This is a genomic window from Streptomyces sp. NPDC007917 (assembly GCF_042959105.1).
Classification (GTDB): Bacteria; Actinomycetota; Actinomycetes; order Streptomycetales; family Streptomycetaceae; genus Streptomyces.
This window is the reverse complement of record NZ_JBIBKK010000011.1, coordinates 1-17710: the sequence shown is the minus strand read 5'-3', so window position 1 is coordinate 17710 and position 17710 is coordinate 1. Positions and strand designations below refer to the sequence as shown.

Sequence of the window (17710 nt, the reverse complement as noted above, 5' to 3'; positions counted from 1 at the left end):
TCCCAGGCCGCCCGGCAAGAAGTCTCAGCCCCGCGCGTCGCCCCGGCTGAGCCACTGCGCGACCTCGGTCGCCCAGTAGGTCAGGATCATGCCCGCCCCGGCCCGCCGTACGGACGTCAGCGTCTCCATGATCGCCCGGTCCCGGTCGATCCACCCGTTGGCCGCGGCGGCCTCGACCATCGCGTACTCGCCGGAGATCTGGTACGCGGCGACCGGCACGTCCGCCTCGTCCGCGATCCGGCGCAGGATGTCCAGGTACGGCAGCGCGGGCTTGACCATCACCATGTCGGCGCCCTCGGCCAGGTCCAGCGCCAGCTCGCGCAGCGCCTCCCGGGCGTTGGCCGTGTCCTGCTGGTAGGTCTTGCGGTCGCCCTTGAGCGAGGACGCCACGGCCTCGCGGAAGGGCCCGTAGAAGGCCGATGCGTACTTGGCGGTGTAGGCGAGGATCGACACGTCCTGGCGGCCGATGCCGTCCAGGGCCGCCCGGGCGACCCCCACCTGCCCGTCCATCATTCCGCTCGCGCCCACCACATGGGCGCCCGCGTCCGCCTGCACCCGCGCCATCTCGGCGTAGCGCTCCAGCGTCGCGTCGTTGTCGACCCGGCCCTCGGCGTCGAGCACACCGCAGTGGCCGTGGTCGGTGTGCTCGTCCAGGCACAGATCGGACATGACGATCAGTTCGTCGCCGACCTCGGACCGCACATCGCGCAGGGCGATCTGCAGGATCCCGTCGGGGTCGGTGCCCGGCGAGCCGATCGCGTCCTTCTTGCTCTCCTCCGGCACGCCGAAGAGCATGATCCCGCCGACGCCCGCCTCGACCGCCTCCACGGCGGCCTTCCGCAGCGAGTCGCGGCTGTGCTGCACGACGCCCGGCATCGACGCGAGCGGCAGCGGCTCGCTCGCGCCCTCCGCGACGAAGGCGGGCAGGATCAGCTCGGCCGGGTGCAGCCGGGTCTCGGCGACCATGCGCCGCATGGCCGCGTTCACCCGCAGCCGGCGCGGCCTGGCGCCGGGGAAGCTCCCGTACGGGGTGGCGCCGTGCGCGGTGCTGCCGTGGGTGCTCAAGATCGTGCCCTCCTCCGTGAACCGGGCCGCCGCTCGCTCGGGCGGGTGACCGGCTCCCCTGACTGGATCGCGGCCCGCCGCCGGGCCGCCCCGAACTCCGCCAGCGCCTCGGCCAGCTTGTGCACCGAGGGCTCGGGCGACAGTACGTCCACCCGCAGGCCGTGCTCCTCCGCGGTCTTCGCGGTGGCCGGGCCGATACAGGCGATGACCGTGACGTTGTGCGGCTTGCCCGCGATGCCGACGAGGTTCCGCACGGTCGACGACGAGGTGAAGAGCACCGCGTCGAAGCCGCCGCCCTTGATCGCCTCACGGGTCTCGGCCGGCGGCGGCGAGGCGCGCACGGTGCGGTACGCCGTGACGTCGTCGACCTCCCAGCCCAGCTCGATCAGCCCGGCCACCAGCGTCTCGGTGGCGATGTCGGCGCGCGGCAGGAAGACGCGGTCGATCGGGTCGAAGACCGGGTCGTACGGCGGCCAGTCCTCCAGCAGCCCGGCCGCGGACTGCTCACCGCTGGGCACCAGATCCGGCTTGACCCCGAACTCGATGAGCGACCTGGCGGTCTGCTCGCCCACCGCCGCGACCTTGATCCCGGCGAAGGCGCGGGCGTCGAGCCCGTACTCCTCGAACTTCTCCCGCACCGCCTTGACCGCGTTGACCGAGGTGAAGGCGATCCACTCGTAGCGCCCGGTCACCAGGCCCTTGACCGCGCGCTCCATCTGCTGCGGGGTGCGCGGCGGCTCCACGGCGATGGTCGGCACCTCGCTGGGCACCGCGCCGTAACTGCGCAGCTGGTCCGAGAGCGAGGCGGCCTGCTCCTTGGTGCGCGGCACCAGTACGTGCCAGCCGAACAGCGGCTTGGACTCGAACCACGCCAGCTGGTCGCGCTGCGCGGCCGCGCTGCGCTCGCCGACGACGGCTATCACCGGCTGGGCGCCCTGCGGCGACGGCAGCACCTTGGCGGCCTTGAGCACCTGCGCGATGGTCCCGAGCGTGGCCGTCCAGGTGCGCTGCCGGGTGGTCGTCCCGGCGACCGTGACGGTCAGCGGGGTGTCCGGCTTGCGCCCGGCGGCCACCAGCTCGCCCGCGGCGGCCGCGACCGTCTCCAGGGTCGCGGAGACCACGGCGGTCGCGTCCGAGGCGCCGACCTCGCTCCAGCAGCGGTCGTCGGCCGTACGGGCGTCCACGAAGCGCACATCGGTGCCCTGCGCGTCCCGCAGCGGCACCCCCGCGTAGGCGGGCACGCCCACCGCGGCCGCCACGCCCGGCACCACCTCGAAGACGATGCCTTCGGCGGCGCACGCGAGCATCTCGTCGGCGGCGTATCCGTCCAGGCCAGGGTCGCCCGCGACCGCGCGGACGACCCGCTTGCCGCTCCGCGCGGCGCCCATGACAAGATTGGCCGTGTCCCTGAGTAGGGGCACGTCGGCGGTGCTTGACGTCGCGTCAGCTCTCGCCTGCTCCGGTGTGCCCTGCGCGTCCGCGGCCACGCCCGGCCTGACGTGCGTACGTACCACGTCGAGTACGTGCGGGTCGGCGATCAGGACATCAGCGGCGGCGAGTGCCTCCACGGCACGCAACGTCAGCAGGCCTGGATCTCCTGGGCCCGCACCGAGGAAGGTGACGTGCCCATGTCCGGGGTGGTTAGGGGCGTTGGGGTTCAATGTGCTCGCTCCCCCATAAGACCGGCCGCACCCTTCGCGAGCATCTCGGCGGCGAGCTCACGTCCCATGAGCTGGGCCGCCTCCTCGCCAGGCGCCGCGGGAACGGGACCGGTGATGGACAGCTGCACCAGCGAGGAGCCGTCGGTGGTGCCGACGACGCCGCGCAGGCGCATTTCGGTGACAGCCTGACCGTCGCCGAGCAGGTCGGCCAGCGCACCCACAGGTGCGCTGCAGCCGGCCTCCAGGGCGGCGAGCAGGGAACGCTCGGCGGTCACGGCGACCCGGGTGAGCGGGTCGTCGAGCTCGGCGAGCTGAGCAGCGAGCGCCGCGTTGGCGGCGGCGCACTCGACTGCCAGTGCCCCCTGGCCGGGGGCGGGCAGGATGTGGTCGGCGTCCAGGATCTCGGTCGCCTCGTCGAGCCGCCCCAGGCGGCTCAGGCCGGCGGCGGCCAGCACCACCGCGTCCAGTTCCCCCGAGCGGACGTAGCCGATCCGGGTGTCGACGTTGCCGCGGATCGGCACGGTCTCGATCCGCAGGCCCAGCGAGCGCGCCCAGGCCCGCAGCTGGGAGGTGCGGCGCGGGGAGCCGGTGCCTATCCGGGCGCCGGACGGAAGCTCGGCGAAGGTGAGGCCGTCGCGGGCGATCAGCGCGTCGCGCGGGTCCTCGCGGGTCGGCAGCGCGGCCAGGACCAGCTCATCGGGCTGGGCGGTCGGCAGGTCCTTCAGCGAGTGGACGGCGAAGTCGATCTCGCCGCGCAGCAGCGCCTCACGCAGCGCGGTGGCGAAGACGCCGGTGCCGCCGATCTGCGCGAGGTCCTCGCGCGAGACGTCCCCGCGCGTCGTGATCTCCACGAGCTCGACGGGGCGCCCGGTGATACGGCGCACCGCGTCCGCTATCCGCCCGGACTGGGCCATGGCCAGCGCGGAGCGCCGGGTGCCGAGCCGCAGCGGCGCCGGGCCGCCGGGGGCGTGTGCCCGGCCGGAGGCGGCGGGGGGTGTCGCGTTCATGCCCGGCCTCTCTTGGGGTCGTGTCGGACGGTCGCGGCGCCGGGCCGGCCGGTTTCGCCGCCGCCGTTCGGACGGGTGTCGTTCGTGTCGGCCCGGCTGACGGAGGCCACCGCCTGCGGGTCGAGGTCGAACAGCTCGCGCAGCGCGTCCGCGTAGCCGGCCCCGCCGGGCGTGCTCGCCAGCTGCTTGACCCGCACGGTCGGCGCGTGCAGCAGCTTGTCGACCACGCGGCGCACGGTCTGGGTGATCTCGGCGCGCTGTCTTTCGTCGAGGTCGGGGAGGCGCCCGTCGAGCCGGGCGATCTCGCCGGCGACCACATCTGCCGCCATGGTACGCAGCGCGACCACGGTCGGGGTGATGTGCGCGGCGCGCTGAGCCGCCCCGAAGGCGGCTACCTCCTCGGAGACGATGGCGCGGACCTGATCCACGTCGGCGGCCATCGGCCCCGCCGACGTAGTCGGCTGATCGGACACTGTGGCCGCGGCCTCGGCCAGGGACTCGATGTCCACCAGGCGCAGCCCGCCGACGCGGTGCGCCGCCGCGTCGATGTCGCGCGGCATCGCCAGGTCGAGCAGCGCGACGGTCTCCGCCGTGCCCGGCCCCGCGGTGCCCGCCGCCGGGTGCTCCGCGCGCCGGCCGAGGGCTTCCCGCAGCATGTCGGCGGTCAGCACGAGACCCGTCGCGCCCGTACAGGAGACGACGATGTCGGCGTAGGGCAGCTCGTCCGGGACACGGTCCCTCGGCACAGCGCGGGCGATGAGCGGACGACCGGCGGCAGAGCCGTCCTCGCGCGGGGCACCGGCGACGGCATCCGCACCGGCGCTCTGCCCGGCCAGCGACTCCGCCAGGCGCCGCGCCCGATCCAACGTCCTGTTGGCGATCACCAGTTCGGCGACACCGGCGCGTGCGAGCGTGGTCGCGGCCAGCGAGGACATCGAGCCCGCCCCGATCACCAGGGCGCGCCGCCCCGCCGCCCAGTCCGCCACCGGCGCGGCCCCGGCCAGCTGTTCGAGACCGAAGGTGACGAGCGACTGGCCGGCCTTGTCGATACCGGTCTCGCTGTGGGCCCGCTTGCCGACCCGCAGCGACTGCTGGAACAGGTCGTTCAGCAGCCGGCCCGCGGTGTGCAGCTCCTGCCCCAGCGCGAGCGCGTCCTTGATCTGGCCGAGGATCTGGCCCTCGCCGACGACCATCGAGTCCAGGCCGCAGGCCACCGAGAACAGGTGGTGGACGGCCCGGTCCTCGTAGTGGACGTACAGATACGGGGTGAGCTCGTCGAGGTCGACGCCGGTGTGCTGGGCGAGCAGCGTGGACAGCTCGGCGACCCCGGCGTGGAACTTGTCCACGTCCGCGTACAGCTCGATGCGGTTGCAGGTGGCGAGCACGGCCGCCTCAGTGGCGGGCTCGGCCACGAGGGTGTCCTGCGCCAGCTTGGCCGGCTCATCGCCCACCAGGGAGGCGCGCTCCAGCACGCTCACCGGCGCGGTGCGATGGCTCAGTCCGACGACGAGAAGGCTCATGCCGGCATCACGGCGGGCACGTCCCCGTCCGGTCCCTGGCGGCCGTTGTCTGTGCCCGCGCCCGGCGCCGCGCGGTGCGGGGCGAGCGGGGCCGGCGCGACGGCGGCGGCGCCCGGCGCCCCCGGCGCCCCCGGAGCGTCCTGGGCGGCCGACTGCGCGCTCGCCGCCTCCTCGGGCGCGACCGTCTCCTCGCCCGCCTTGCGCTGCTCGTGGAAGGCGAGGATCTGCAGCTCGATCGACAGGTCGACCTTGCGCACATCCACCCCGTCGGGCACCGAGAGCACGGTGGGGGCGAAGTTGAGGATCGAGGTGACACCGGCGGCCACCAGCCGGTCGCAGACCTGCTGGGCCGCTCCCGCCGGGGTGGCGATGACACCGATCGACACGCCGTTGTCGGTGATGATCTGCTCGAGCTCGTCGGTGTGCTGCACCGCGATGCCCGCGACCGGCTTTCCGGTCATCGCCGGGTCGGCGTCGATCAGCGCCGCGACCCGGAAGCCGCGGGAGGCGAAGCCGCCGTAGTTGGCGAGCGCCGCGCCGAGGTTACCGATACCGACGATCACGACCGGCCAGTCCTGGGTGAGGCCCAGCTCACGCGAGATCTGGTAAACGAGGTACTCCACGTCGTAGCCGACCCCGCGGGTGCCGTACGACCCGAGGTAGGAGAAGTCCTTGCGCAGCTTGGCCGAATTCACCCCGGCCGCGGCCGCGAGCTCCTCCGAGGAGACCGTGGGCACCGAGCGCTCGGAGAGCGCGGTCAGCGCACGCAGATACAGCGGAAGACGGGCGACGGTGGCCTCGGGGATCCCTCGGCTTCGGGTCGCCGGTCGGTGAGTTCGGCCAGTTGCCACGGTGCTCCTGCGGGTAGAGCGGGGCTGCGGGCGTCCGTATGTTTCAGGACGTCCCCATCGACAGCAGGCTATGTCTTTGTGAACGCGTGCACAAAGATGGTGTCCGTTTTGTCCGAGCAAAGTGACCGGTGTCACGCACCCATTCGACCTGCTCGTGGAACCACAACGGGTGTCACACCGTTCCCGGCGGCCACATCCGCACGGCCGGGACGCCGACGGGAGCACGGCCAACCGGGAGACCCGAGGCGCCCGGGGGCGGGCCAGGCCGGGGGCGGGCCCGGTCGGGGCGGGCAGCCGGGGCGGCCCCGCCGGCGCGGGGCACAATGGCGGACATGAGCCCGCTGCTGCGCCGCACCCCGCGCAAGAACCCCGCCGAGCGCACGGTCACCCTGATCGGCAAGCCCGACTGCCACCTGTGCGAGGACGCCGAGGCCGTGGTCGCGAAGGTCTGCGGCGAGCTGGGCGCGTCCTGGGAGAAGAAGGACATCACCCAGGACGAGGAGCTCTACCGCAGATACTGGGAGCAGATCCCGGTGGTACTCGTCGACGGCGCACAGCACGACTTCTGGCGGGTGAACCCGGAGCGGCTGCGCAAGGCGCTGGGCGGCTGAGGGAGCCCCCGCACAGCCCTCGCGCCCCGGCCCCCTCCCGGCGCTCACCGGAGCCCGGAAGTCGGCGCGGCTGAATCGTCCCGACACCCGGCCGTAACGGGATGCGGGGAATGGCTGGCTATGCTCAGCCCATGGCCGCATTGGGATGGTTCACCCGTCGTCGACACCTCGCCACCGAGGCCAGCGTCCTCGCCGGAGAGGCCTCGGCCGAAGCCGCCCGCAAGTCCTCGGCCGAAACGCCCCCGCCCGCCCAGGCCCCCGAGCCGGAGTTCCCCGTGGTCGGGGACGAGCGGGCGGCCGCCTTCTTCGACCTGGACAACACGGTCATGCAGGGCGCCGCCCTGTTCCACTTCGGCCGTGGCCTCTACAAGCGCCACTTCTTCCGCAAGCGCGAGCTGGCCCGCTTCGCCTGGCAGCAGACCTGGTTCCGGCTGGCCGGGGTCGAGGACCCGGCCCATATGGAGGACGTGCGCAGCAGCGCCCTGTCCATCGTCAAGGGCCACCGGGTCTCGGAGCTGATGGCGATCGGCGAGGAGATCTACGACGAGTACATGGCCGACCGCATCTGGCCCGGCACCCGCGCCCTCGCCCAGGCCCACCTCGACGCCGGACAGCGGGTCTGGCTGGTGACCGCCGCCCCGGTGGAGACCGCGACGATCATCGCCCGGCGGCTGGGTCTGACCGGCGCGCTCGGCACCGTGGCCGAGTCGGTCGGCGGGGTGTACACGGGCAAGCTGGTCGGCGAGCCGCTGCACGGGCCGGCCAAGGCCGAGGCGGTACGGGCGCTGGCGGCGGCCGAGGGTCTTGACCTGTCACGCTGCGCCGCCTACAGCGACTCCTCGAACGACATTCCGATGCTGTCGATCGTCGGCCACCCCTACGCGGTGAACCCGGACGGGCGGCTGCGCAAGCACGCGCGCGAGCACGGCTGGCGGCTGCGGGACTACCGTACGGGCCGCAAGGCCGCCAAGATCGGCATCCCGGCCGCGGCCGGGGTGGGCGCGGTGGCGGGCGGCACGGCGGCCGCCGTGGCCCTGCACCGCCGCCGCCGCTACTGACGCTCCGCGGGCACGACACAGAGTCACCGACAGGACACTCGGCGTCGCACAGCCGTCACCCTGCGGCCTCGGCCTTCACCCTTGACCGCCTGCGCCGACGCCTGCCCACCCGCGCCGGGCGATGACCGTCCGTGATGACCGCCGCCGGCCCGCGACCCCGCCCCCGAGGCGTCATCGCCTGACCACGGCCGCTCCCGGCCGGTCAATCCGGGTTTCCCGCCCCGCAGGGCTCCGGCCTGCCCTCTTACCGCCCCTTTGGCACAACACGCCACGAAATCGCGCAGACCACGACACCTTCCGGTCAATAGGCCTACTGCATTCGATACTTGATCGGTCATCAACCCATAACGGAGCAGACTGAAACGATGATTTGGACAACTGGGTGTAGCGTTGCCTGTACGAAGCGTTATTCTCCTTAGACGCAAATCGGTACCCACGCGTCCCTACGGCGGGTGAACGGTCCCGTACTGCACGTGATGGAAGCTCTGCCTCTGGGAGTCCCGTGTACCCACACGTCGGGGTTGACGCCTCGGGCCTGGCTACGCTGCGCGCAACGGTCCTCGACTGTCTGCGCGGCTTCGTCCCCACCGCGTATGCCGTCCCCGTCCTCGCCACACCCGTGCCCGCCGGCCTTGCCGGCACCGACGGCCCGGCCGGCCCCGCCAGCTCCTGCTACGCCCTGGCCGACGGCGGGGCGGCGGTCGGCAGACGCTCCCGCGGCGGCACGTCCACCGCCCGCCGCCCCGGCGCGGACAGCGACAGCCGCCGCATGATGGACCTCGTCGAGCGCGCCCAGTCGGGCGAGGCCGAGGCCTTCGGCCGGCTGTACGACCAGTACGCCGACACCGTCTACCGCTACATCTACTACCGCGTGGGCGGCCGGGCCACGGCCGAAGACCTCACCAGCGAGACGTTCCTGCGCGCGCTGCGCCGCATCGGCACCTTCACCTGGCAGGGCCGTGACTTCGGCGCCTGGCTGGTGACCATCGCCCGCAATCTCGTCGCCGACCACTTCAAGTCCAGCCGCTTCCGGCTGGAGGTCACCACCGGCGAGATGCTCGACGCCAACGAGGTCGAGCGCTCCCCCGAGGACTCCGTCCTCGAATCCCTCTCCAACGCCGCGCTGCTGCAGGCCGTGCGCAAGCTCAACCCGCAGCAGCAGGAGTGTGTGACGCTGCGCTTCCTCCAGGGCCTGTCGGTCGCCGAGACCGCGCGCGTCATGGGGAAGAACGAGGGCGCGATCAAAACCCTCCAGTACCGGGCCGTCCGCACCCTGGCCCGGCTCCTCCCCGAGGACGCCCGCTGACCCTGGGTAGTGCCGCCACCACGCCCCGTCCGATCATCGGGAGGGCGTAACCCCGGTGATGCGCCGCTCGTTGTCGAGGATGCAGGCTCCTTGCGGTCACGTCCCATCCATCGACACCACTCTTTCGGGTGGAAATGCATGCGGCGTGCAACCTTCCAGGTGTCCTGGGGAGTCGACCGTCATGACGAGAGGAGGTGCCGCCTGTGATCGCGAACGTATCGGCGCACCGGCGGGCTCACGCCTTCGCCAAGGCCCTGGAGGCCCTGGAGGCCCTGGAGAGGGACAGCCGCCAGGATTCCCAGGGCGCGGCGGGCGCCGAGCAGCCCGGCTCTTCGGCCGACAGCGCGGAGCACAGACGGCTGCTGGCCCTGACGAGCGGGCTCGGCGAGCTGCCGGCCCCGGCGCTGGATCCCGAGGTCCGGGCCACCCAGCGGGCCCAGCTGGTCGCCGCCATGGAAGCGGCCTTCGCCGAGGGCGCGCCCCAGGTGCCCGGGCAGCGGCCTGCCCGCGTCCGCCGGGCGACCCCCCTCAGCAGGCTGCGCCCCCGCTCCCGCTGGTCCAAGGGGCTGGCCGCCGGGGGGCTCACGGTCGGGGTGGCGGCGGGCGCGTTCGGCGGCGTCGCCGCGGCCAGCTCCGACGCCCTGCCCGGTGACACCCTCTATGGCTTCAAGCGCGGCATAGAGGATCTGAAGCTCGAGATGGCCGACGACGACGCGGACCGCGGCCGGCTGTATCTGGACCAGGCGTCGACCCGGATGAGCGAGGCCCGCCGGCTGATGGAGCGGGGCCGCTCGGGCGACCTGGACCACGAGTCGCTGAGCGAGATCCGCAGGACCCTCGCCGGGATGCGCCATGACGCCTCCGAGGGCCACCGGCTGCTGCGCAAGGTCTATGAGCGGGACGGCTCGCTCGGCCCCATCCGGACCCTGTCGTCCTTCTCCAGCTCCCACCGCGAGGGCTGGTCCCGGCTGCGCGAGAAGCTACCCGTCCAGCTCATGGACGTGGGGGACGAGGTCAGCTCGGTATTCGACGCCATAGACCAGGAGGTCGGTCCGCTGCGGTCGCTGCTGCCCGCCTCCCGGGACGGGCGGGACCACACCGGCCGTACGGTGGTCGAACCACCAGAGCGGGCCGCCACGGGCGGTTCCCACATCCCGGCGCCCGCCGCGACCACGCCGAGCGCCACCCGCCCCAGCGGGGACGACACCCGGCCGCGCCCCTCGGCCCCGTCCCACCCCGATGAGGACGGCGGCCTCATCGGCGGCGCCGGCGATCTGCTGGACCCGCCGACGGGCGAGCCGGCCCCCCTCCCCTCCCCCGGCAAGGGCGACGCGGGCGGCAGGCCGGCCCAGCCGGAGATCACCATCCCGCCGCTGCTGCCCGACCTGCTGCCGGGCCTCGGCATCGACGGCGACGGGAAGTAGGGCCCCGCACCGGAGGCGGCGTCCGGTGTTCCTCACGGAACCCGGGCGCCGCCTCCCGCGGTCATACCGTCGCCCAGCTGAACGCAGCTCGGCGCAGAGCCGCTCAGAAGCCGCTCAGAAGCCGCTCAGAAGAAGACGGAGCGCCGCTGCACCAGCAGCTTGTAGAGGGTGTGCTGGATCGTCTCGCGCACCTGGTCGGTCAGGTTGAACATCAGCATCGGGTCGTCCGCCGCCTCCGCCGGGTACGAGTCCGTCGGGATCGGCTCGCCGAACTGGATCGTCCACTTCGTCGGCAGCGGCACCCCGCCGAGCGGCCCGAGCCAGGGGAAGGTCGGCGTGACGGGGAAGTACGGAAAGCCCAGCAGCCGCGCGAGCGTCTTCGCGTTCCCGATCATCGGGTAGATCTCCTCGGCCCCGACGATCGAGCACGGCACGATCGGCGCCCCGGCGCGCAGCGCCGTCGAGACAAAACCGCCCCGCCCGAAGCGCTGCAGCTTGTACCGCTCGGAGAACGGCTTCCCGATCCCCTTGAAGCCCTCCGGCATCACCCCGACCACCTCGCCGCGCTCCAGCAGCAGCTGGGCGTCCTCGGCACACGCCAGCGTATGCCCGAGCTTGCGCGCGAGCTCGTTGATGACCGGCAGCACGAAGACCAGGTCGGCCGCGAGCAGCCGCAGATGGCGGTCCGCCGGGTGGTGGTCGTGCACCGCGACCTGGAGCATCAGCCCGTCCAGCGGCAGCACCCCGGAGTGGTTGGCGACGACGAGCGCGCCCCCGCTGTCCGGGATGTTCTCGATGCCCTTCACCTCGACCCGGAAGTACTTCTCGTACATCGGGCGCAGCAGGGACATCAGGACCTGGTCGGTCAGGTCCTCGTCATAGCCGAAGTCGTCGACCTCGTACTCCCCCGTGACCCGGCGGCGCAGAAAGCTCAGGCCGTGCGCCAGCCGCCGCTCCCAGCCGCCCCCGAAGGCGCTGCCGCCCGGCGGGTCCTGGGGCGGCAGCGGAGGCGTCGCGGCGGCCGTGGCAAGCGTCTCCGGCCGCTGGTCGCGCTCCTCGTCGCGCTGCTGCGGCACGGGCTTGAGCGGGCCCTGGGCCCGCTGCGTACGCCCCGTCCGCTGGCCCTTGCGCCGGGACCGCGGCTCCTCACCGAACGGAATGACCTTGGCATCCGCCATGGTGGTTGCGCTCCTCAATTCTGGGCGGCGCCGCGGGCGGGCAGCAGCCCGGCGAGCCGGTCGACGGTACGGGCGAGGGTCTCGGGCGGGAGCAGCCCGGGCCCGCGGCTGCGGGCGTAGTCGGCGAAGGCGCCGGCCGTGGTGTACCGGGGCTCGAAGCCCAGCGTCTCGCGCATCTGATCGGTGGCGACGACACGGCCGTGCGTGAGCAGCCGGACCTGCTCGGGCGAGAAGTCGGTGATCCCGACGGAGCGCAGCGCGGTACGGGCCCATCTCAGGGTCGGCAGCAGCAGCGGGAGCGTCGGGCGGCCGAGCCGCCGGGCGGCCTGCGAGAGCAGCAGCACACCGTCGCCCGCGATGTTGAACGTGCCGCTGTTGAGCGTGGACCGGGCCGGCTCGGAGGCGGCGATCCGCAGCACCTCGATGGCGTCCTCCTCGTGGACGAACTGCAGCCGCGGGTCGTAGCCGATGACGGTGGGCAGCACGGGCAGCGCGAAGTACTCGGCGAGGGGCGAGTCCGCGCAGGGCCCCAGGATGTTGGCGAAGCGCAGCACACACACCGCCACGTCGGGGCGGCGCCGGGCGAAGCCCCGTACATACCCCTCGACCTCGACGGCGTCCTTGGCGAAGCCGCCGCTGGGCAGCGACTTGGGTGGGGTGGTCTCGCTGAAGACGGCGGGGTCGCGGGGCGCGGAGCCGTACACATTGGTGCTGGACTTGACCACGAGCCGCTTGACCGTCGGCGCCTTCTGACAGGCGCCGAGCAGCTGCATGGTGCCGATGACGTTGGTCTCCTTGACCGAGGTGCGGCTGCCGCGCCCGCCGAGCGGGGTGCCGTTGATGTCCATGTGGACGACGGTGTCGACGCCGGTCTCGGCGAGCAGCTTCCCGATCGCGGGGTGGCGGATGTCGGCGCGTACGAAATCGGCCCCGCCGAGGTGGTGTTCGGGGGTGACGGCGTCCACGCCAATCACCCGGGCGACATCGGGTTCGCGCTGTATACGCCGTACGAAGCGGCCCCCCAGGCGGCGTGCGACTCCGGTGACGAGCACGACCTTTCCCAAGATCAGCGCCTTCCTTCCCACCCTCGATCGAGCTGGGCCGAGGCGAACACCGTAACCGCTGGATGTTGCCCTGTGATGACCACTCGCCGCACGGTACGAGGTTTTAGGACGAGGGTCCGCCGGCGCGGGGAACGCCCCGTACGCACGCGCCGCAGCCCTCCCACCGACGGTGGAAGGGCTGCGGGACGAACACAGCGTCGCTTGCTTACTTCTTGTTGCGACGCTGGACGCGCGTGCGCTTGAGCAGCTTGCGGTGCTTCTTCTTCGCCATCCGCTTGCGCCGCTTCTTGATAACAGAGCCCACGACTACCCTCGCTCACTTCGATTCACTCGGTGCGGGGCGTCCGAGCCCACACGACCTACATCGGGCCAGCCTACCCGGCGCCGAGCGAAGCGCGTAATCCGAGGGGTGCCCTGGGCCCTGCCGTCAGGCCCGTGCGGGCCTAGGCGGACTCCACCCCCACATAGGACTCGCGGAGATACTCATGAACCGCCTGCTCTGGGACCCGGAAGGACCTGCCCACCCGGATCGCCGGCAGATGACCGCTGTGCACCAAGCGGTACACGGTCATCTTGGACACTCGCATCACCGAGGCGACTTCCGCCACGGTCAGAAACTGAACCTCGTTCAGAGGCCTTTCGCCAGCAGCCATGACACACCTGAACCTTCCGCACATGTCGGGCACCGGCTTCCCCTCCGGTGACTCCTGCTCGCATGCGCGCTCCTCACCAGATTAGGGGCGCGTGATACGAGTGGGGAAGAGGAGTAGCGATCGGACGCCTACTGTGACAGACACGCCCGATTGAGTACATAGCGAGTCATCGGTCGGTAGTAAGCGGACCGCACAGCGTCGTCAAGCGGAACCACCACCGACACCCGCCCCTCCGCCTGGCCGACGAACGGCGCGGGGTCGTCCGCATCCGCCAGGCCGATGGCCTCGAACCCCAGCTGACCTGCCCCGCAGACCCATCCGTGGTCCCCGATGACCAACCCCGGGAGGGGGTCGCCGCGGTCGGCCGCACAGCCGAGAGCCACCCGAACCGGGAGCGGAGAATGACTGTGGCAACCAGGGTCGCGGGCCCCGTTCCGCGCGCCGGGCTCCCGCACCATCGCGACTCCTCGTACGTAGCCGAGGCGGTAGGTGCGTACGCCGAACTGGGTCGTTATGTCGATACATCTATTCTGCGCGGGGGTGAGAACGGGGCAGCCGGCCGCCGAGAGCGCCGCGGCCAACGAGGCGTAGAACCCGAGGAGGCGGTGCGGATGCCCGGTCCCGAGCAGCACCGGCACGCCTGCGGCGGCGGCCGCGGCCAGCCGCTCCGCGAAGGCGTCGAGCGCGGCGATGGTCAGATCCGGATCGATCACATCCTGACCGGAGGTGAGCGCCGGATTGGCCGAAACCCCACATTTGTCGCTCATGAGGCGAAGTAACTCCAAGAAGGACCAGTCACCTTCGGGCTCGATGCCGAGCAGCGCCCGGGGGTCGCGCGCGGCGAAGAGCCGGTAGCTGCGCAGGCTCCGCTCCCGGCTCGTGGCCACCGGCCCGGCGAGCCGCGCCGCCAGCAGATGCGCACGCAGCGCGGCGGTACTCAACACGCCACCGATGCTGACGGATCACCGCGACCGGGGGCCGAAGAACGCCGAGAGTTGGCACGGTTGGCCTAACGGCGCCCGGTCATCTCACGGCAGTGGCACCCAGCCGTCTCACGGCAGCAGCCCGTGATGGGGAAAGGCCGCCCGGCGGGTCGCCAGGATCGCCTGGTCCAGCCGGTCCCCCGGGTCGTACCCCCGCTCCGCGAAGTCCCGCCATTGCGGCGCCCGCCCGTCGGTCATCCGCCGCGGCGCCGGCTGCCGCGTCCGCCGGTACACCTCGTGCCGCCACTCCTCCGGCACCTCCGCCTCCGGCGCCACCGGCCGCCCGGCGGCGATCGCCACCAGATGCGTCCACGACCTGGGCACCACATCCACCACCGCGTACCCCCCGCCGCCCAGCGCGATCCACCGGCCGTCCGCATGCTCATGCGCCAGCTCATGACAGCTCTCCGCGACCGCGCGCTGCGCGTCCACGGTCACCGCCAGATGCGCCAGCGGATCCTCCACATGCGTGTCCGCGCCGTGCTGTGTCACCAGCACCTGCGGCCGGAACGCCGCCAACAGCTCCGGCACCACCGCGTGATAGGCCCGCAGCCACCCCGCGTCCCCGGTCCCGGCCGGCAGCGCGACGTTCACCGCGCCGCCCGGCGCCCGCTCCCCGCCCGTCTCCTCCGGCCATCCGGTCTGCGGGAACAGGGTCCTCGGGTGCTCGTGCAGCGAGATGGTGAGCACCCGCGGATCGTCCCAGAACGCCGCCTGCACCCCGTCCCCGTGGTGCACGTCCACATCCACGTACGCGACCCGCTCCGCACCCATCTCCAGCAGCCGCGCGATCGCCAGCGACGCGTCGTTGTAGACACAGAACCCGGAGGCCCCGCCCGGCATGGCGTGATGCAGCCCGCCCGAGAAGTTCACGGCGTGCAGCGCCTCACCGCGCCAGACGCTCTCCGCCGCGGCGACCGACTGGCCGGCGATCAGCGCCGAGACCTCGTGCATCCCGGCGAAGGCCGGATCGTCGATGGTGCCAAGTCCGTACGAGCCGTCCGCCGAGGCCGGATCGGCCGACGCCCGCCGCACCGCCTCGATGTAGTCCCGGCGGTGGACCAGCCGAAGCGTGGACTCCCCCGCGGGCTTGGCCGCAACCACCTCGGCGGCGCGGTCCAGCCCGAACGCCTCCACCAGACGCATGGTCAGCGCCAGACGGACCGGGTCCATCGGATGTCCGGCGCCGAAGTCGTACCCCGTCAGTCCCTCATCCCACATCAACCGTGCGCGACCGCTCATGTCCATCACCGTATCGGGCAGGCGCGGGCGCAAACGACCTCGCGTACCACAGCGTCGCGAGCACCAGCGCCATGGGCACCAGCATCGCGCCCCGGTAATTCCATGCGCCGCCCAATGCGCCGACGAGCGGGGAGCCGATCAGAAAGCCCACGTAATTGAAGATGTTGAGGCGCGCGACGGCCACATCGGAGGCCCCCGGGAACAGCCGCCCGGCGGCCGCGAAGGTCTGCGGCACCAGCACACACAGCCCCAGCCCCAGCAGCGTGAACCCCAGCATCCCCACCCACGCCCCGGGCGCCGCCGCGACGACCGCGAACCCGCCCGCGGCGAGCAGAGTGCCGGCCCGTACGACGGCGACCGCGCCGAAGCGCCGCACCCCGAAGTCGCCGAAGGTACGGCCGAGGAGGGCGGTGACCATATAGACGTTGTACGGGACGGTGGCCAGCTGCTCGGAGCTGTGCAGCACGTCCTCGAGGTACTTGGCGCTCCAGTTGGAGACCGTCGAGTCACCGATGTAGGCGAACGACATCACGAGACAGAGCGGCAGCAGCAGCTTCATGCTGACGGCGGCGGGCGCCTGCTCGTCCTGCAGGCTCTCCTGCCTCCTCTCCCCGCCCTCCTGCTTGTCCGCTGGTTCGCCCGTCCGATCGTCCGCCCGGTCCACGTACCAGCGGCTGGCGAACAGCGCGACCGGCACGAGCGTCGCGACAAGTGGCGCGTACAGCACGGGCAGGGGCACATCCCAGTGCGCCCCTGCCCAGGCGAGCGACGCCCCGCCGATCCCGCCCAAGCTGTACGCGGCGTGGAAGCCGAGCATGATGCTCCGCCCGTACGCATGCTGGAGGGTGACGCCGAGCATGTTCATCGACGCGTCCAGAGCGCCGACGGAGAGCCCGAACACCGCGAGCGCGAGAGCCAGCTGCCACAGCGCCGTGCCCGACCCGGCCGTGAGCAGCGCTAAGGAGACCACCGGCTGGGCCCAGCGCAGCACGAGCCCTGGCCGCACCCGTCTGACCAGGTGCTCGGTCCCGACGCTGCCCACACCCGCGAGGACCGGAACCGCGGCGAGGAACGCGGGCAGCAGCCCGTCGGACACCCCATAGCGGTCCTGCAGCGCGGGTATTCGGGTCACCAGCAGAGCGAAGACCGCGCCCTGGACGAAGAAACTGACGGCCAGCGAGGCCCGGCCGTACCTCAGCCGCGGGGTCGGGCGCGTATCTGTCATGGCCGAGGAGCGTACGGCCCCAGGCTGTACTAGGCGAGATCAGGCGAGCAATTGCTGCAGTTCCGCCATGTCCGGGAAGCGGGCGTGGGCGTCGGCGAGCCTGGCGGCCGGCGTCATCGCCGTATATCCGTACACATCCATCCCGGCGGCGAGAGCGGCCTGCACACCGAGCGGGCTGTCCTCGACCACCGCACACCGCTGCGGGGGAACCCCCATCGTCCGCGCCGCGTGCAGAAACAGATCCGGCGCCGGCTTGCCCCTTCCCACATCCTCGGAGCTGAAGATGCGCTGTTCGCCGAAGAGTCCGTACAGCCCGGTCTTCCGCAGCGCGACCCGTATGCGCTCATGGCTTCCGGAGGAGGCGACACAGTACGGAACGCCGTCCGCGTTCAGCTTCTCCAGGAGATCGGCGACACCGGCCACGGGCTCCAGCTCCCGGCGGAAGGCGTCGAACACGCGGCTGTGGAAGGTCGCGTCGAAGTCGGCCGGCAGTCGGCGGCCGGTGCGCTCGTGGACCAGCTCGTGGATCCGGTGCATAGCCGACCCCATGTAGTCGCGTATGGAGTCCTCGTAGGTGGTGGGGTGGCCCAACTCCGTGAGATAGGCGGCGAGGAGCCGATTGGAGATCGGCTCGCTGTCGACGAGCACGCCGTCGTTGTCGAAGATGACCAGGTCGTAGCGCATGCCGCTCAGACTACTCAGGCCGCGGACGGGAAAAAGAAAAAGCCCGGTCAGGAGCTTGGCTCCTGACCGGGCTTTTATCAAAGATTGTTCGGCGGCGTCCTACTCTCCCACAGGGTCCCCCCTGCAGTACCATCGGCGCTGAAAGGCTTAGCTTCCGGGTTCGGAATGTAACCGGGCG

Annotated in this window: 17 protein-coding genes and 1 rRNA gene; 4 read left to right on the top strand and 14 right to left on the bottom strand. The window is 72.1% G+C overall.

Annotated features, from left to right (window positions below; genetic code table 11):
* Positions 1-24: 24 nt before the first annotated feature.
* Genes hemB through ACFZDL_RS22735 form a run of 5 tightly spaced genes read right to left on the bottom strand, consistent with a single transcriptional unit; the run spans position 25 to position 6104 of the window.
* Complete coding sequence (hemB, locus tag ACFZDL_RS22755; protein WP_353592173.1) at positions 25-1065, bottom strand: porphobilinogen synthase; 1041 nt, start codon at positions 1063-1065, stop codon at positions 25-27.
* Entirely contained in the window at positions 1062-2726 is a 1665-nt protein-coding gene (locus tag ACFZDL_RS22750) for a uroporphyrinogen-III synthase (RefSeq protein ID WP_353592172.1), read from the bottom strand. The genes hemB and ACFZDL_RS22750 overlap by 4 nt, the downstream gene beginning before the upstream one ends.
* The gene (hemC, locus tag ACFZDL_RS22745; protein WP_353592171.1) at positions 2723-3733 is read right to left on the bottom strand and encodes a hydroxymethylbilane synthase; all 1011 of its coding nucleotides are present in this window, start codon (positions 3731-3733) and stop codon (positions 2723-2725) included. The genes ACFZDL_RS22750 and hemC overlap by 4 nt, the downstream gene beginning before the upstream one ends.
* Positions 3730-5253, bottom strand: a complete 1524-nt coding sequence (locus ACFZDL_RS22740) for a glutamyl-tRNA reductase (RefSeq protein ID WP_353592170.1) — start codon at positions 5251-5253, stop codon at positions 3730-3732. The genes hemC and ACFZDL_RS22740 overlap by 4 nt, the downstream gene beginning before the upstream one ends.
* Complete coding sequence (locus ACFZDL_RS22735) at positions 5250-6104, bottom strand: redox-sensing transcriptional repressor Rex (RefSeq protein WP_353592169.1); 855 nt, start codon at positions 6102-6104, stop codon at positions 5250-5252. The genes ACFZDL_RS22740 and ACFZDL_RS22735 overlap by 4 nt, the downstream gene beginning before the upstream one ends.
* 323 nt (positions 6105-6427) lie before the next feature.
* Between ACFZDL_RS22735 and ACFZDL_RS22730 the strand changes: the two genes are divergently transcribed.
* From ACFZDL_RS22730 to ACFZDL_RS22715, 4 genes are all read left to right on the top strand, one after another.
* On the top strand, positions 6428-6715 hold the full coding sequence (locus ACFZDL_RS22730) for a glutaredoxin family protein (RefSeq protein WP_353592168.1): 288 nt from the start codon (positions 6428-6430) through the stop codon (positions 6713-6715).
* Positions 6716-6846: 131 nt separating this feature from the next.
* Entirely contained in the window at positions 6847-7773 is a 927-nt protein-coding gene (locus ACFZDL_RS22725; protein WP_353592167.1) for an HAD-IB family hydrolase, read from the top strand.
* Positions 7774-8275: 502 nt separating this feature from the next.
* The gene (locus tag ACFZDL_RS22720; protein ID WP_353592166.1) at positions 8276-9079 is read left to right on the top strand and encodes an ECF subfamily RNA polymerase sigma factor, BldN family; all 804 of its coding nucleotides are present in this window, start codon (positions 8276-8278) and stop codon (positions 9077-9079) included.
* A 203-nt stretch (positions 9080-9282) separates the two neighbouring features.
* Positions 9283-10503, top strand: coding sequence for a DUF5667 domain-containing protein (locus ACFZDL_RS22715; RefSeq protein ID WP_353592165.1), 1221 nt, complete (start codon positions 9283-9285; stop codon positions 10501-10503).
* Between the two features lie 125 nt (positions 10504-10628).
* On the opposite strand, the gene ACFZDL_RS22710 is transcribed toward ACFZDL_RS22715, so the two are convergent.
* The 9 genes from ACFZDL_RS22710 to rrf form a co-directional block, all read right to left on the bottom strand.
* Entirely contained in the window at positions 10629-11681 is a 1053-nt protein-coding gene (locus tag ACFZDL_RS22710) for a lysophospholipid acyltransferase family protein (protein ID WP_353592164.1), read from the bottom strand.
* A gap of 14 nt (positions 11682-11695) precedes the next feature.
* Positions 11696-12745, bottom strand: coding sequence for an NAD-dependent epimerase/dehydratase family protein (locus ACFZDL_RS22705; RefSeq protein WP_353592163.1), 1050 nt, complete (start codon positions 12743-12745; stop codon positions 11696-11698).
* 205 nt (positions 12746-12950) lie between these two features.
* A complete protein-coding gene (locus tag ACFZDL_RS22700) occupies positions 12951-13049 on the bottom strand; it encodes a 30S ribosomal protein bS22 (protein WP_003948845.1) in 99 nt (32 codons plus the stop codon).
* A gap of 139 nt (positions 13050-13188) precedes the next feature.
* Positions 13189-13398: a helix-turn-helix domain-containing protein gene (locus tag ACFZDL_RS22695; protein ID WP_014053989.1), complete on the bottom strand. Its 210-nt coding sequence runs from the start codon at positions 13396-13398 to the stop codon at positions 13189-13191.
* A 128-nt stretch (positions 13399-13526) separates the two neighbouring features.
* Positions 13527-14342 (bottom strand): phosphatase, encoded by an 816-nt coding sequence (locus ACFZDL_RS22690; RefSeq protein WP_353592162.1) that lies wholly within the window; start codon positions 14340-14342, stop codon positions 13527-13529.
* 108 nt (positions 14343-14450) lie between these two features.
* Entirely contained in the window at positions 14451-15623 is a 1173-nt protein-coding gene (locus ACFZDL_RS22685) for an acetoin utilization protein AcuC (RefSeq protein WP_353592161.1), read from the bottom strand.
* Entirely contained in the window at positions 15592-16848 is a 1257-nt protein-coding gene (locus tag ACFZDL_RS22680; RefSeq protein ID WP_353592160.1) for an MFS transporter, read from the bottom strand. The genes ACFZDL_RS22685 and ACFZDL_RS22680 overlap by 32 nt, the downstream gene beginning before the upstream one ends.
* Before the next feature lie 39 nt (positions 16849-16887).
* Positions 16888-17532, bottom strand: a complete 645-nt coding sequence (locus ACFZDL_RS22675) for an HAD family hydrolase (protein ID WP_353592159.1) — start codon at positions 17530-17532, stop codon at positions 16888-16890.
* A gap of 86 nt (positions 17533-17618) precedes the next feature.
* Positions 17619-17710: ribosomal RNA gene (rrf, locus tag ACFZDL_RS22670) — 5S ribosomal RNA — on the bottom strand; the annotation flags it as partial.

What these genes read in the sequence shown, in the direction of transcription:
- ACFZDL_RS22695 (WP_014053989.1), bottom strand. Translation starts at nt 13,398, where the DNA reads ATGGCTGCTGGCGAAAGGCCTCTGAACGAGGTTCAGTTTCTGACCGTG.
- ACFZDL_RS22675 (WP_353592159.1), bottom strand. Translation starts at nt 17,532, where the DNA reads ATGCGCTACGACCTGGTCATCTTCGACAACGACGGCGTGCTCGTCGAC.
- hemC (WP_353592171.1), bottom strand. Translation starts at nt 3,733, where the DNA reads ATGAACGCGACACCCCCCGCCGCCTCCGGCCGGGCACACGCCCCCGGC.
- ACFZDL_RS22685 (WP_353592161.1), bottom strand. Translation starts at nt 15,623, where the DNA reads ATGAGCGGTCGCGCACGGTTGATGTGGGATGAGGGACTGACGGGGTAC.
- ACFZDL_RS22725 (WP_353592167.1), top strand. Translation starts at nt 6,847, where the DNA reads ATGGCCGCATTGGGATGGTTCACCCGTCGTCGACACCTCGCCACCGAG.
- ACFZDL_RS22730 (WP_353592168.1), top strand. Translation starts at nt 6,428, where the DNA reads ATGGCGGACATGAGCCCGCTGCTGCGCCGCACCCCGCGCAAGAACCCC.
- ACFZDL_RS22710 (WP_353592164.1), bottom strand. Translation starts at nt 11,681, where the DNA reads ATGGCGGATGCCAAGGTCATTCCGTTCGGTGAGGAGCCGCGGTCCCGG.
- ACFZDL_RS22740 (WP_353592170.1), bottom strand. Translation starts at nt 5,253, where the DNA reads ATGAGCCTTCTCGTCGTCGGACTGAGCCATCGCACCGCGCCGGTGAGC.
- ACFZDL_RS22680 (WP_353592160.1), bottom strand. Translation starts at nt 16,848, where the DNA reads ATGACAGATACGCGCCCGACCCCGCGGCTGAGGTACGGCCGGGCCTCG.